Below are 11,782 nucleotides of genomic sequence, written 5' to 3' on the forward strand. Positions count from 1 at the left end.
CCCTTGTTTCCAGTGCACTTGGCGGGTAAACACCGCCCACTTTCTCTGAAAAACAAGGAACAGAACGATGGCGATTGAACGCACGTTTTCGATGATCAAGCCGGACGCCACCAAGCGCAACCTGACGGGCGCCATCACCAAGATGCTGGAAGACGCAGGCCTGCGCGTCGTCGCTTCCAAGCGCGTCTGGATGAGCCAGCGCGAAGCCGAAGGCTTCTACGCCGTCCACAAGGAGCGTCCCTTCTTCGGTGAACTCGTCGAAGGCATGACCTCCGGCCCGACCGTCGTCCAGGTTCTGGAAGGCGAGAACGCCATCCTGAAGAACCGCGAAATCATGGGCGCCACCAACCCGGCCAACGCCGACGAGGGCACCATCCGCAAGACCCACGCTCTCTCCATTGGCGAGAACTCGGTCCACGGTTCGGACGCTCCCGAAACCGCTGCCGAAGAAATCAAGTACTGGTTCTCCGACACCGAAATCGTCGGCTGATACCTCAGTCCATGCTGAAACAAAAAAAGCCGGGGCTCACGCTCCGGCTTTTTTCATGGGCTTCACGAGCCCGTTCGGGCCTACCGCCACTTCTCCCGCGCCCGGTCGTCGGCATCCTTTGCCGCCACCCACTCTCCGGACGAGCCATCCGCAAGATGCTCCTTCTTCCAGAAGGGTGCGGAGGTCTTCAGGTAGTCCATCATGAAGCTGGCGCCATCAAAGGCCGCCTGACGGTGGGATGCTGCGGCAATCACCAGGACGATGGTCTCGCCGGGCGCGATCTTGCCGAAACGGTGGATGGCCGAGAGGCCGATGAGCGAGAAGCGGTCCAGCGCGATCTGGGCGATGCGCCGCATCTCCGTCTCCGCCATGCCCGGATAATGTTCCAGCTCGAGCGCGGTCAGGGTGCCCTGTTCGTCGCGGCATAGGCCGCTGAAACTCACCACGGCGCCGATGTCCCGGCGGCCCTTGGCAAGCGCGTCGATCTCCGCCTGCAGGTCGAAATCCTGCGCCTGCACGCGAATGGTCGGCGCCACGCTCATCCGCCCGTCATCGGCGGAAAGATGCCGATCTCGCGCGCACCCTTGATGGCTTCGTGGTGTTCCACATGCTCCTGGTTGACGGCCACCCGGATCACCTCCGGATACTGCAGCGCCGCCTCGTATTCGTCCCCCAGCGTCTTCAGGTAGACGAGCAGGTCGCGCACCGTCTTCACGTCGTCCGGAAGCTCCATCTCCTCTTCCGGCTTGCCGATGCGTTCGCGCACCCAGGCGAAATAGACGAGCTTGACGGTCATTCCGCCTCCACCATGTGCTTGAGGCCGGCCCGGAAGTAATCATAGCCGGAGTAGATCGTCAGCACCGCCGCGATCCAGAGAAGCGTGATCCCCATCTCGGTCGTATAGGGCAGCACCTTGTCGCCGGCGGGGCCAGCCAGCAGGAAGGCAATCGAGACCATCTGGATCGTCGTCTTCCATTTGGCGATGCGGGTCACCGGCACGGCCACCTTCAGGGCGGCCAGATATTCGCGCAGGCCGGAGACGAGGATCTCGCGGCACAGGATGACGATTGCCGCCCAGATCGACCATCCCGCGATCGTGCCGTCGGCCGCCATCAGCAGCAGCACGGAGGCGATCAGCAGCTTGTCGGCGATCGGGTCGAGCATCCGCCCGATGTTCGACGTCTGGTTCCAGATGCGGGCGAGATACCCGTCGAGATAGTCGGTAATCGAGGCGACGACGAAGATCGCAAGCCCCGTCCAGCGCGCGAAATCGGAGCTCTCGAGCCTGCCCTCGACGAAGAAGCACAAGACAATGACCGGTACGGCGACGATGCGCGCGTAGGTCAGCAGATTGGGTATATTGTACGCGCGCGAAGCCATGTCGGAACCTGTTGTTCAATTCTGCTTAGTTGAGCCTTCCGGCCCGAGGCGTCAACACCGCGGCAGACGATTACCGGATCCTGCGGGCTCAGCCGGACTGGTTTTCGTGGAAGTGGTGGTAGATCTGCTTGGCGACCGCTTCCGAGATCCCTTCCACTGCCATCAGGTCGTTCAGCCCGGCACGGGAGACGGCCTTGGCCGTTCCGAAATGCTGCAGAAGCTTGCGCTTGCGCCCAGGACCGATGCCGGAAATCTCGTCGAGCGGGTTGCTGATCATTTCCTTCTTGCGGCGTGCCCGGTGCGATCCGATGGCAAACCGGTGGGCTTCGTCGCGCAGGCGCTGCACGAAATAGAGCACCGGATCGCGCGGCGGCAGCGAAAAGTCATGGCGCCCATCGGCGAAAAAGCGTTCACGCCCCGCGTCGCGGTCGACGCCCTTGGCGACGCCGATTGCCGTCACCACGTCGCGGATGCCGAGTTCATCGAGGATCTTGCGCACCGCTGACATCTGGCCCTGGCCGCCGTCGATCAGGATCACGTCCGGCCAGGCGGGGAAGGGGGTGTCGGCCGAATCCTCGACCGGCGCCTGCGTCCGGTCGGGCCTGCCTTCTTCCTTCAGGAGGCGGCTGAAGCGGCGGGTCATCACCTCGCGCATCATCCCGAAGTCGTCGCCGGGAGTGATGTCCGTCGATTTGATGTTGAACTTGCGGTACTGGCTCTTCACCAGGCCTTCCGGCCCCGCCACCACCATGCCACCCACCGCATTGGTGCCCATGATGTGCGAATTGTCGTAGATCTCGATGCGGCGCGGCACATAGGACAGGCCGAAGGTCTCGGCAAAACCCTGCAGCAGGCGCCCCTGCGACGCCGTCTCCGCGAGCTTGCGCCCATGCGCCTCGCGGGCATTGGCCAGCACGTGGTCGACGAGATCGCGCTTCTCGCCCCGCTGCGGCACGAGGATCGTCACCTTGTGGGTCGCCTTTTCCGAAAACGCCAGTGCCAGCAGTCCCTGTTCCTCCACAGCCTCGGAGAGCAGGATCTGCTTCGGCACCGGCTTGTCGTCGTAGAACTGCGCCAGGAAGGCGTTCAGCACCTCGGCCCCGGTCATCTGCGGGTCCGCCTTCGGGAAATAGGCGCGGTTGCCCCAGTTCTGGCCTGTGCGGAAGAAGAAGACCTGGATGCAGGTGAGCCCGCCGTCGTGATGGATGGCAAACACGTCCGCCTCGTCGACGCCGGCGGGATTGATGCCCTGGTGGCTCTGCACGTGGCTCAGCGATGCCAGCCGGTCGCGATAGATCGCTGCCCGCTCGAAATCGAGATCCTCGGAGGCCTCCGCCATCTGCCGGGCGATCGCCGACTTGACGTTCTGGCTCTTGCCGGAGAGGAAATCCTTCGCCTCGCCGACGAGCGCACCATAGTCCTCGTCGCTGATCTCGCGGGTGCAGGGGCCCGAGCAGCGCTTGATCTGGTAAAGCAGGCAGGGGCGGGTGCGCGTCTCGAAGACACTGTCGGTGCAGGTCCTGAGGAGAAACGCCCGCTGCAGTGAATTGATGGTCCGCCCGACGGCGCTTGCCGAGGCGAAAGGGCCGAAGTAGTCACCCTTGCGGGCCCGCGCGCCGCGATGCTTGAAGATGGCGGGGGCCCGGTGGTCGCCGGTGATCATGATGTAGGGAAACGATTTGTCGTCGCGCAGCAGCACGTTGAAGCGCGGGCGCAGGCGCTTGATCAGGTTGGCTTCCAGCAGCAGCGCCTCGGTCTCCGTCCGCGTCGTGACGAATTCCATGTGCGTCGTGTCGCGCACCATGCGCGAGAGCCGGTTGGAGTGGACGCGGCCCTGGGCATAATTGCCGACGCGCTTCTTCAGGCTGCGTGCCTTGCCGACATACATGACGTCGCCGGCCTCGTTGAACATCCGGTAGACGCCCGGCGCATTCGGCAGGTGCTTGACGAACTCGGCGATCAGGTCGGCGCCCTTCAGCCCGCTCTCGTTCTTGAGAGCCTCTCTCCAGTCGATGCCGAGCGCGCGCTCGATCTCCGGCACGACGGGCAGGCCTTCGTCCTCGTCGTCTTCCGTTTCGTCGTAGAGAACGCCGCCATCCGGCAGCTTCGCTGAATTCATTCCGTCCTCTTTGCCCATTTTTGCGTGAGCGGCGGTGCGCGAAGGCAATGCTGCAGCACTCACGGTGCGGGCCCCGAATCGCATCCTGGTGAATGCCCTAGAGGTAGTGCGTCGGAGGCTTCAATGAAAGAAGGGCCGCCCAGCATTCCCGTACCGACTGCCTAGACCGCGATCTGCAACCGGACCCCCAACAGGCTTGGTAAAGATTCCGCTAAACGGTTTGGCTTGCGACAGGCGGTTTCGAGAGGATTTGCAGTCCCAACGGCTCTGACTGAAATTATGGTTAAAAAACATTATGTTGCGGCAATGCAACATCACCCTTTCGCCATTCGCGGGCCACAATCAATTCACATTTCGGCTCTCTCCTGTCCGCAATTGCACACCATCTTCCACCTCAGCGGACAGGGCACCGACGCAACATTCCCGTTGCGACACAGTCCCTGCAAAGCATAAGGAGAATTGATATGCGGACCTTTATCGCAACCCTGCTGGCTTCGGCCGCCACGCTCACTGCCTTCTCGGCTGCCAACGCTGCCGATGCCGTCGATGAGATCCCACAGGCACCTGTAGCCTACGAGCAGCCGGCGCCGGTTTCGGACTGGAGCGGCTTCTACCTCGGTGCCTACGGCGCCTATGACCAGGGCAAGTTCGACGGTTCCGACCGTGACGGTGCCTTCGGTGGTGGTGCCTTCGGCGGTTACAACATGCAGAGCGGCAAGATCGTCTACGGTGTTGAAGCTGACATCGGCAAGAGCGGCGTTGACGGCACTGTGGCTCCCGGCGTTACCGGCGAAGCCGGCCTGAACGGTTCGGCCCGCGCCCGCGTCGGTTACGACCTGAACCCCTTCATGATCTACGGTACGGCTGGTGTGGCCCTGCAGGACAACGAACTGTCCGACGCCACTTCGTCCGACAGCAAGACGGCCGTCGGCTACACGGTTGGCGCCGGTGCGGAAGCTCTGGTCACCCAGAACATCACGGCTCGCGTTGAGTATCGCTACACCGACTTCGGCAGCGACACCTACAACCTCAACTCCGGTTCCTTCTCGCGTGGCTACGACGACCACAGCGTCAAGGTCGGTGTTGGCGTCAAGTTCTGATCTCTGATCGAACCCGTCAAGGAAATGCCGGTGACCTTGGTCACCGGCATTTTTCGTTTCAGGCCTGTGCCTTCAGCTCGGTATAGTCCGGAAATCGCTTCAGGAAGGCCTCCGGCCACTGCGCCAGTTCCGGCCGGCCGTTGCGCCAGTTCCGGTCATCGAAGCGCAGATCCAGGTAGCTCAGCACCGCCGCCAGCGCGAAGTGGCCGCCATGGAGCTTCTTGCCCGTCTTCGGTAGATGGTCGTTCAGATGGTCGAGCGCCCGGCTGACCTTCTCCCATTGCTTGTCGAGCCAGGGCTGGTGGACCTTGTCCTCCGGCCGGCTGCGTTTCTCGTTCATGATCGCCAGCAGGCTGTCCATCATGCCGTCGCATAGCGCCTCGAGCACTTCGGCGTCGGTCCGCTTCGGCTCCTTCGTCGGATAGAGCATCCCGCCCGAAAGCCGGTCGAGATAGTGCATGATGGCGACGCTGTCGTAGATCGGCGCCTCGCCGTCGCGCAGCAGAGTCGGGATCTTGCCGAGCGGATTGTTGTCCACAAGTTCCGGCGGATTGTCGCCCGTGGCGGTGACGATGGGCTGGAGCTCGATGCCGGCCTGGCGGGCGGCCATGCGCACCTTGGCGGCATAGGGGGAGGCGGGGGAGTAGAGAAGCTTCATGGATGTTTCCTTGGATGGTGATCGTGTTCAGTTGACCGGCGGCAGCTCGATACGGTCGAGCCGGCAGCCGCGGCGGTCGACCTCCGCGCAGTCTCGAAACTGCAGGTCCTTGGTCAGGCAGATCCGCACCTCCTCCAGCAGCCGGCCCTCGCAGCTCGCGGCAATGCCGCCTGCGGTCATGCCCGGATTGGCGGCAACGAAGGCCGCCTCGATCTCGTCGGCGGGTAGAGCCACCCGTGTTTCACCTGCGGCCAGGTCGGCGGGGATGACGACGCGCTCGAAGGCCGCCCGCGTCTGTGCCAGATAATCGCTCTGGCTGAGCCCGCTGCAGCTTCCGTGCTTGCGCCACTGGTGACCGATCAGCCCCATCGATGGAATGATGTCGAACATCGTCTCTCCGAGCGCCTGTGGCACCCGCTGCGGCTCCCGGCTCGGGCAGAACTCCGGATAACCCTGCTCGCGCTGCGGCCAGAGCCCATGCACGACGAAAGCATAATCGCCCTCGCCATTGCATTGTTGTGAACTACGTTGTCCCTGCGGCGACGCGCAGTAGGTGGGCGACCAGGAGAGGGAAAGGACGTAGAAATCGAAGCCGGACGACTGCCCGAATGCGGCACCGGTCGATGCGGCAAGGCAAAAGGCAGCAAAAACGGCCCTGAAAGGTTGATACCTCAATCTGTAGCCTCCAATGTAGGCGAGTCGGCGAACGCCCTGCAGTCGCTGATATGCTTTGGAGGAGCGAAGATCGGCAAGACGGAATGACCCTGAAGAAATATCTCTGGCCCGTGGTGGGCGCGGCGACGATAGCCGTTTGCGGCTGGCTTCTCTACAAGGAACTGCGTGGACTCTCGCTGGATGACGTCTGGGACAGCCTGATGGCGATATCCGCCATGCACTGGCTGCTCGCGGGCATGTCGACACTGGTCGCCTATGCGGCGCTTGCCGGCTACGACCGCATTGCGCTCATGCATCTGGGCAAGAACGTGAACCTCTGGTTCATCACCGTCTCCTCCTTCACCACCTATGCATTGTCCCACAATGTCGGCGCCTCCGTGATCTCCGGCGGCGTGGTGCGCTACAGGGCCTATTCGTCCAAGGGACTGAGCGGACGCGAGATCGGCGCGCTGATTGCCCTCTGCTCTTTCACCTTCATGCTGGGCACGCTGCTGCTGGCCGGGCTCGTGCTGATCCTGAAGCCCCACATCACCGAGCGGTTCGGCGATGGTTTTGCCATCAGCGCTTCCTCGGCCACCGGCTACGTCATCCTGGCTCTCGTTGGACTTTACGCCGCTGCCAGCTTTCTGCGCCTGCGCCCGATCACGATCGGCGGGACGCAGCTCACCTATCCGTCGCCCCGCTTCGTCCTGTCGCAGCTGATTATTGGACCGCTCGAACTGATCGGCGCCGCCGGCATCATCTATTTTGCGCTGCCCGAAGTGGGCAATCCCGGCTTCATCGTCGTTCTCGGGATCTTCCTCGTGTCCTTCTCCGCAGCCCTGATTTCCCACGCGCCGGGTGGTCTCGGCGTTCTGGAGCTGGTCTTCGTCATGGGGCTGCCGGACATGGACCCGGCCGATGTGATCGCCGCACTGCTCGTCTTCCGGCTCTTCTACCTGCTGATCCCCTTTGCCATCTCGCTCGGCGTGATCTTCGTGTTCGAGCGGACGCAGTTCCGTGCCACTCAGTCGTCGCCAGAATCCTGATCGACTTCCTCGCCGCGCAGCCAGATGGCGCGTTGCGAGGCGAACCGATCCTTGGCCATGGCCTCCTTGAGGGCCGGTAGCATCACGTGCATCTCTTCCTTCAGCGTGAAGGGCGGATTGACGACGATGAGCCCCGATCCGTTCAGCCCTTCCGTCTCGCGGTCGCTGCAGACCGTCAGCTCGATGCAGAGCATCTTCGGGATGTCGAGCGCCTGCAGAGCCTGGTGGAAGGCCTTGATGGGCGCCGTCTTCTTCAAGGGGTACCACAGGCAGTAGGTGCCGCCGGGGAAGCGGCGATAGGCATTGGCCAGTCCGCTGACCAGATGCTCGTATTCGCCTTCCACCTCGAATGGCGGATCGACGAGCACGATGCCGCGCTTTTCCTTCGGCGGCAGATGCGCGCCGAGCGCCAGCCAGCCGTCGAGTTCCGTCACCCGCACCTGATAGTCGCCCTCGAACAGCCGCGAGAGGCGGTTGTAGTCCTCCTGGTGCAGTTCCATGGCCGACAGGCGGTCCTGCGGGCGAAACAGCATCCGCGCCAGCTTGGGCGAGCCGGGATAGAGTTTCAGCTCCTCGCCTGGGTTGAGCTCGCGGACGGCAGAGAGGTAGGGCTCCAGCAGATCGGCCGCCTTGGCCGGCAGATCGGCGGCCATCACCCGGCCGATGCCCTCGCGCCACTCGCCGGTCTTCTGCGCCTCCTCGGAAGACAGGTCGTAAAGCCCGATCCCGGCATGCGTGTCGAGCATCCGGAAGGCCTTGTCCTTCTTCTGCATGTAGATGACGAGACGCGAGAGCACCGCATGCTTGAGCACGTCGGCGAAATTGCCCGCATGGTAGATGTGCCGATAGTTCATGCTTGCTTCTGCCCCGGATGAATTAAATTGATGCGCTGCAGATCACGCTTTTTGCAGCCTTCACCTTCGCATATAGAAAACGCATGAACCTTGCGACCCCGATCACAGCAAAAGCTGCCTCCAATGTCACGCGCGTCGGCCATACGGTCTGCCCGCACGATTGTCCCTCCGCCTGCGCGCTCGATATCGACCTGACGGCGGACGGCCGCATCGGTCGCGTCCGCGGCTCGAGCGAGAACACCTATACCGCGGGCGTCATCTGCGCCAAGGTTGCCCGCTATACCGAGCGCCTCTACCATCCGCGCCGGCTTCTCACACCCAAGCGCCGCATCGGCGCCAAGGGCGAGGGTGCCTGGCAGGAGATCTTCTGGGACGACGCACTCGACGAGATCGCCGAGGCCTTCCTGAAGGCGGAAGCATTGCACGGCTCCGAAGCCGTCTGGCCCTATTTCTACGCCGGCACCATGGGCCAGGTGCAGCGCGATTCGATCGAGCGGCTGCGCCACGCGAAAAAATATTCCGGCTTCTTCGGCTCCATCTGCACCAACATGGCCTGGACCGGCTACGTCATGGGCACCGGCGCTTTGCGCGGCCCCGATCCGCGCGAGATGGCCAAGTCCGACTGCGTCGTGATCTGGGGCACCAATGCGGTCTCCACCCAGATCAACGTGATGACCCATGCGGTAAAGGCCCGCAAGGAGCGCGGCGCCAAGATCGTCGTCGTCGACATCTACGACAATCCGACCATGAAGCAGGCCGACATGGGCCTGATCCTGAAGCCTGGCACGGATGCCGCACTCGCCTGCGCCGTCATGCATGTCGCCTTCCGCGACGGCTATGCCGACCGCGCCTACATGGCCCGGTTCGCCGACGATCCCGCCGGCCTCGAGGCGCATCTGCGCACGAAGACGCCCGAATGGGCGTCCGCCATCACCGGGCTCTCTGTTGCGGAGATCGAGGCCTTCGCCCGCCTCGTCGGGACGACCCCGAAAACCTTCTTCCGCCTCGGCTACGGCTTTGCCCGCCAGCGCAACGGCACCGTCTCGATGCACGCCGCGCTCTCCATCTCCACGGTGCTGGGCTCCTGGCAGCACGAGGGCGGCGGTGCCTTCCACAACAACGGAGACATCTTCCGCCTGAACAAGTCCGAGCTGATGGGGACGGCCTATGCCGACCCGGACATCCGCATGCTCGACCAGTCGCAGATCGGCCGCGTGCTGACGGGCGACGCGGAGGCGCTGCGCCATCGCGGGCCAGTCACGGCGCTGCTCATACAGAACACCAACCCGATGAACGTCGCGCCCGAGCAGCGTCTGGTGAAAGAGGGCTTTCAGCGCGACGACCTCTTCGTCGCCGTGCACGAGCAGTTCATGACCGACACGGCGGAAATGGCCGACATCGTGCTGCCGGCGACCATGTTTGTCGAGCACGACGATCTCTACCGCGCCGGTGGCCAGAACCATATTCTGCTCGGCCCCAAGCTCGTCGAGCCGCCGGAAACGGTGCGCACCAACCTCTTCGTCATCGAGGAACTGGCCAAGCGGCTCGGCGTCTCCGACTATCCCGGCTTCGGCCTCTCCGAACGCGAGCACATCGACGGCATGCTGGCGGCAAGCGGCTGGCCGGGCTACGAGACGCTGGCGGTGGAGCGCTGGATCGATGCGCAGCCGGATTTCGAGACGGCGCACTACCTGAAGGGCTTCGGTTATTCCGATGGCCGCTTCCGCTTCAGCCCCGACTGGGCCCATGGCCCGTCGCCCAATCGCCCGCCCAAAAGCATGGGCGCCATGGGGCCGGTGGCGGAACTGCCGCAGTTTCCCGATTACGTCGAGGTGATCGAGGTCGCGAATGCCGAGCATCCGTTCCGGCTTGCGACCTCTCCGGCGCGCAGCTTCCTGAACTCCACCTTCGCCGAGACGCCAGGCTCGGTGCAGAAGGAAGGCCGCCCCGAGGTCATGGTCGAGCCCTCTGACGCGGCCACGCTCGGCATCGTTGACGGCGACGTCGTCCGCCTCGGCAACGACCGCGGCGAGATCCGCCTGCATGCCCGCATCGTGCCCGGCGCCCGGCCCGGCGTGCTGATCGCCGAGGGCCTGTGGCCGAACAAGGCGCATCTTGACGGGGAGGGCATCAACGTCCTGACCGGCGCCGATGCCGTGGCGCCCTATGGCGGCGCCGCCTTCCACGACAACCGTGTCTGGCTGCGCAGGGATAGCGAATGACGAAACTGGAAGATGCCACGATCTCGATCGTCGAGGACAGGACGCTGTCGGACAACTGGTACCACCTGCGCAAGGTGACCTTCGACTACACGAGCTCCCGGGGCGAGACCAACCGCCTCGAGCGCGAGGTCTACGACCGCGGCAATGGCGCCACCATCCTGCTGTTCGACCCGAAGCGGCAGGTGGTCGTCCTCGTCAAGCAGTTCCGCATGCCGGCCCATGTCAACGGTCACTCCGGCTGGCTGATCGAGACGCCCGCCGGCCTTCTGGACGGCGACCATCCGGAAGAGGCGATCCGCCGCGAAGCCGTCGAGGAAACCGGCTACGAGGTCCGCCACGTCCGCTTCCTCTTCGAGTGCTTCATGTCGCCGGGCGCCGTCACCGAGCGCATCCATTTCTTCTATGCCCCCATCGACCTTGGCCACAAGGTCAACGACGGCGGCGGTCTCGACGAGGAGCACGAGGACATCGAGGTCCTCGAGATCCCGCTCGACGAGGCACTCGCCATGATCGGCACCGGCGAGATCTGCGACGGCAAGACGATCATGCTGCTGCACTGGGCAGCACTAAACCGCGAAACCCTGTCCGGTTGATCACGACGCCTTGGCGAGCAGCGGCACGTGCTCGCGTACTGCCGCCTGCGCAAGCTCCCGGTCCTGAGTCGCCAGCGGCAGTTGCTGCTCGAGCGCCAGCGCCAGATAGGCCGCGACGTAGGCCGTCAGCCTGTGGCGTTCGGCCAGCGTGAGGATCAGCGCGTTGTTAGTGGCCGCCGAGGTGGTCACACGAAGCTGCTCCAGCCGATGCATCGAACGCCACACCTCCTCAAGGGAGAGCCTGCGGCGACGATAGGAGATCATCAGCACGTTTCGCATCTCGTGCTAGAAAAGATCCGGCACGACTGCTGTGTCGTTCTTCAGCTGTCTTAACGCTTCATCGGCGATATCGCTGACTTCATCCGGTAGGAACCAGACGACTGCCACCGAGGCGTCGACGACGAAGCCCTCTATCGGCGTCCGATCTGCTTCCACTCCGCGATCTCTTCCTGGGTGACCGGCTTGCGACCGGCACGTTCGCGAATGATGGTTTCGATCAGCTCTGCCCTGGCAGTCGCCTGCTTGACCGCAGACAATCTTGCGACCGGTGCGTTGTTACGCGCAAGGATCACATCCTCCCCCGCTTCGACCTTTGCCAGCAGTTCGGTAAGATCGGCATCGCCGATATTGACGGTGATTGTCATCGCTCTGCTCCAGCTGTCC

Annotated in this window: 15 protein-coding genes; 5 read left to right on the forward strand and 10 right to left on the reverse strand. The window is 63.7% G+C overall.

Annotation, left to right across the window (positions count from 1 at the left end):
- Positions 1 to 67 precede the first annotated feature (67 nt).
- Positions 68 to 490 (forward strand): nucleoside-diphosphate kinase, encoded by a 423-nt coding sequence (ndk, locus tag M1E10_RS14475; protein ID WP_499173513.1) that lies wholly within the window; start codon positions 68 to 70, stop codon positions 488 to 490.
- Positions 491 to 570: 80 nt separating this feature from the next.
- Here the strand turns inward: ndk and M1E10_RS14480 are convergent, their stop codons facing one another.
- From M1E10_RS14480 to uvrC, 4 genes are all read right to left on the reverse strand, one after another.
- Positions 571 to 1,032 carry a molybdenum cofactor biosynthesis protein MoaE gene (locus M1E10_RS14480; protein ID WP_499173514.1) on the reverse strand — a complete coding sequence of 154 codons (462 nt, stop codon included), beginning with the start codon at positions 1,030 to 1,032 and terminating at the stop codon, positions 571 to 573.
- Entirely contained in the window at positions 1,029 to 1,286 is a 258-nt protein-coding gene (gene moaD / locus M1E10_RS14485; RefSeq protein ID WP_499173515.1) for a MoaD/ThiS family protein, read from the reverse strand. The genes M1E10_RS14480 and moaD overlap by 4 nt, the downstream gene beginning before the upstream one ends.
- Positions 1,283 to 1,870 carry a CDP-alcohol phosphatidyltransferase family protein gene (gene pgsA, locus M1E10_RS14490; protein WP_499173516.1) on the reverse strand — a complete coding sequence of 196 codons (588 nt, stop codon included), beginning with the start codon at positions 1,868 to 1,870 and terminating at the stop codon, positions 1,283 to 1,285. The genes moaD and pgsA overlap by 4 nt, the downstream gene beginning before the upstream one ends.
- 88 nt (positions 1,871 to 1,958) lie before the next feature.
- Complete coding sequence (gene uvrC, locus M1E10_RS14495; protein ID WP_499173517.1) at positions 1,959 to 3,989, reverse strand: excinuclease ABC subunit UvrC; 2,031 nt, start codon at positions 3,987 to 3,989, stop codon at positions 1,959 to 1,961.
- Between the two features lie 464 nt (positions 3,990 to 4,453).
- On the opposite strand from uvrC, the gene M1E10_RS14500 reads away from it, so the two are divergent.
- On the forward strand, positions 4,454 to 5,089 hold the full coding sequence (locus M1E10_RS14500; protein WP_499173518.1) for an outer membrane protein: 636 nt from the start codon (positions 4,454 to 4,456) through the stop codon (positions 5,087 to 5,089).
- 58 nt (positions 5,090 to 5,147) lie between these two features.
- Here the strand turns inward: M1E10_RS14500 and M1E10_RS14505 are convergent, their stop codons facing one another.
- Both M1E10_RS14505 and M1E10_RS14510 read right to left on the reverse strand, forming a co-directional pair.
- The gene (locus M1E10_RS14505; protein ID WP_499173519.1) at positions 5,148 to 5,747 is read right to left on the reverse strand and encodes a glutathione S-transferase family protein; all 600 of its coding nucleotides are present in this window, start codon (positions 5,745 to 5,747) and stop codon (positions 5,148 to 5,150) included.
- 27 nt (positions 5,748 to 5,774) lie between these two features.
- Entirely contained in the window at positions 5,775 to 6,422 is a 648-nt protein-coding gene (locus M1E10_RS14510) for a ribonuclease T2 family protein (RefSeq protein WP_499173520.1), read from the reverse strand.
- An 83-nt stretch (positions 6,423 to 6,505) separates the two neighbouring features.
- On the opposite strand from M1E10_RS14510, the gene M1E10_RS14515 reads away from it, so the two are divergent.
- Entirely contained in the window at positions 6,506 to 7,450 is a 945-nt protein-coding gene (locus M1E10_RS14515; RefSeq protein ID WP_499173521.1) for a putative bifunctional lysylphosphatidylglycerol flippase/synthetase, read from the forward strand.
- Here the strand turns inward: M1E10_RS14515 and M1E10_RS14520 are convergent.
- Complete coding sequence (locus M1E10_RS14520; protein ID WP_499173522.1) at positions 7,429 to 8,304, reverse strand: 23S rRNA (adenine(2030)-N(6))-methyltransferase RlmJ; 876 nt, start codon at positions 8,302 to 8,304, stop codon at positions 7,429 to 7,431. The two genes, M1E10_RS14515 and M1E10_RS14520, sit on opposite strands and share 22 nt — an antisense overlap.
- Before the next feature lie 83 nt (positions 8,305 to 8,387).
- Here M1E10_RS14520 and M1E10_RS14525 point away from each other — a divergent pair, with 83 nt between their 5' ends.
- A complete protein-coding gene (locus tag M1E10_RS14525; RefSeq protein ID WP_499173523.1) occupies positions 8,388 to 10,526 on the forward strand; it encodes a molybdopterin-containing oxidoreductase family protein in 2,139 nt (712 codons plus the stop codon).
- Positions 10,523 to 11,119: an NUDIX hydrolase gene (locus tag M1E10_RS14530; protein WP_499173524.1), complete on the forward strand. Its 597-nt coding sequence runs from the start codon at positions 10,523 to 10,525 to the stop codon at positions 11,117 to 11,119. The genes M1E10_RS14525 and M1E10_RS14530 overlap by 4 nt, the downstream gene beginning before the upstream one ends.
- On the opposite strand, the gene M1E10_RS14535 is transcribed toward M1E10_RS14530, so the two are convergent.
- Genes M1E10_RS14535 through M1E10_RS14545 form a run of 3 tightly spaced genes read right to left on the reverse strand, consistent with a single transcriptional unit; the run spans position 11,120 to position 11,763 of the window.
- Positions 11,120 to 11,389, reverse strand: coding sequence for a PIN domain-containing protein (locus M1E10_RS14535; protein WP_499173525.1), 270 nt, complete (start codon positions 11,387 to 11,389; stop codon positions 11,120 to 11,122).
- Between the two features lie 15 nt (positions 11,390 to 11,404).
- The gene (locus M1E10_RS14540; protein ID WP_499173526.1) at positions 11,405 to 11,554 is read right to left on the reverse strand and encodes a PIN domain-containing protein; all 150 of its coding nucleotides are present in this window, start codon (positions 11,552 to 11,554) and stop codon (positions 11,405 to 11,407) included.
- Positions 11,530 to 11,763: a type II toxin-antitoxin system Phd/YefM family antitoxin gene (locus M1E10_RS14545; RefSeq protein WP_499173527.1), complete on the reverse strand. Its 234-nt coding sequence runs from the start codon at positions 11,761 to 11,763 to the stop codon at positions 11,530 to 11,532. Before M1E10_RS14545 ends, M1E10_RS14540 begins: the two co-directional genes overlap by 25 nt.
- Between the last annotated feature and the right edge of the window lie 19 nt (positions 11,764 to 11,782).

It is taken from the genome of Rhizobium sp. PK7-22 (genome assembly GCF_056530405.1).

Excerpts from the sequence above, each read along its gene's own strand:
- ndk (WP_499173513.1), top strand. The coding sequence starts at position 68 with ATGGCGATTGAACGCACGTTTTCGATGATCAAGCCGGACGCCACCAAG.
- M1E10_RS14480 (WP_499173514.1), bottom strand. The coding sequence starts at position 1,032 with ATGAGCGTGGCGCCGACCATTCGCGTGCAGGCGCAGGATTTCGACCTG.
- moaD (WP_499173515.1), bottom strand. The coding sequence starts at position 1,286 with ATGACCGTCAAGCTCGTCTATTTCGCCTGGGTGCGCGAACGCATCGGC.
- pgsA (WP_499173516.1), bottom strand. The coding sequence starts at position 1,870 with ATGGCTTCGCGCGCGTACAATATACCCAATCTGCTGACCTACGCGCGC.
- uvrC (WP_499173517.1), bottom strand. The coding sequence starts at position 3,989 with ATGAATTCAGCGAAGCTGCCGGATGGCGGCGTTCTCTACGACGAAACG.
- M1E10_RS14500 (WP_499173518.1), top strand. The coding sequence starts at position 4,454 with ATGCGGACCTTTATCGCAACCCTGCTGGCTTCGGCCGCCACGCTCACT.
- M1E10_RS14505 (WP_499173519.1), bottom strand. The coding sequence starts at position 5,747 with ATGAAGCTTCTCTACTCCCCCGCCTCCCCCTATGCCGCCAAGGTGCGC.
- M1E10_RS14515 (WP_499173521.1), top strand. The coding sequence starts at position 6,506 with ATGACCCTGAAGAAATATCTCTGGCCCGTGGTGGGCGCGGCGACGATA.
- M1E10_RS14520 (WP_499173522.1), bottom strand. The coding sequence starts at position 8,304 with ATGAACTATCGGCACATCTACCATGCGGGCAATTTCGCCGACGTGCTC.
- M1E10_RS14525 (WP_499173523.1), top strand. The coding sequence starts at position 8,388 with ATGAACCTTGCGACCCCGATCACAGCAAAAGCTGCCTCCAATGTCACG.
- M1E10_RS14530 (WP_499173524.1), top strand. The coding sequence starts at position 10,523 with ATGACGAAACTGGAAGATGCCACGATCTCGATCGTCGAGGACAGGACG.
- M1E10_RS14545 (WP_499173527.1), bottom strand. The coding sequence starts at position 11,763 with ATGACAATCACCGTCAATATCGGCGATGCCGATCTTACCGAACTGCTG.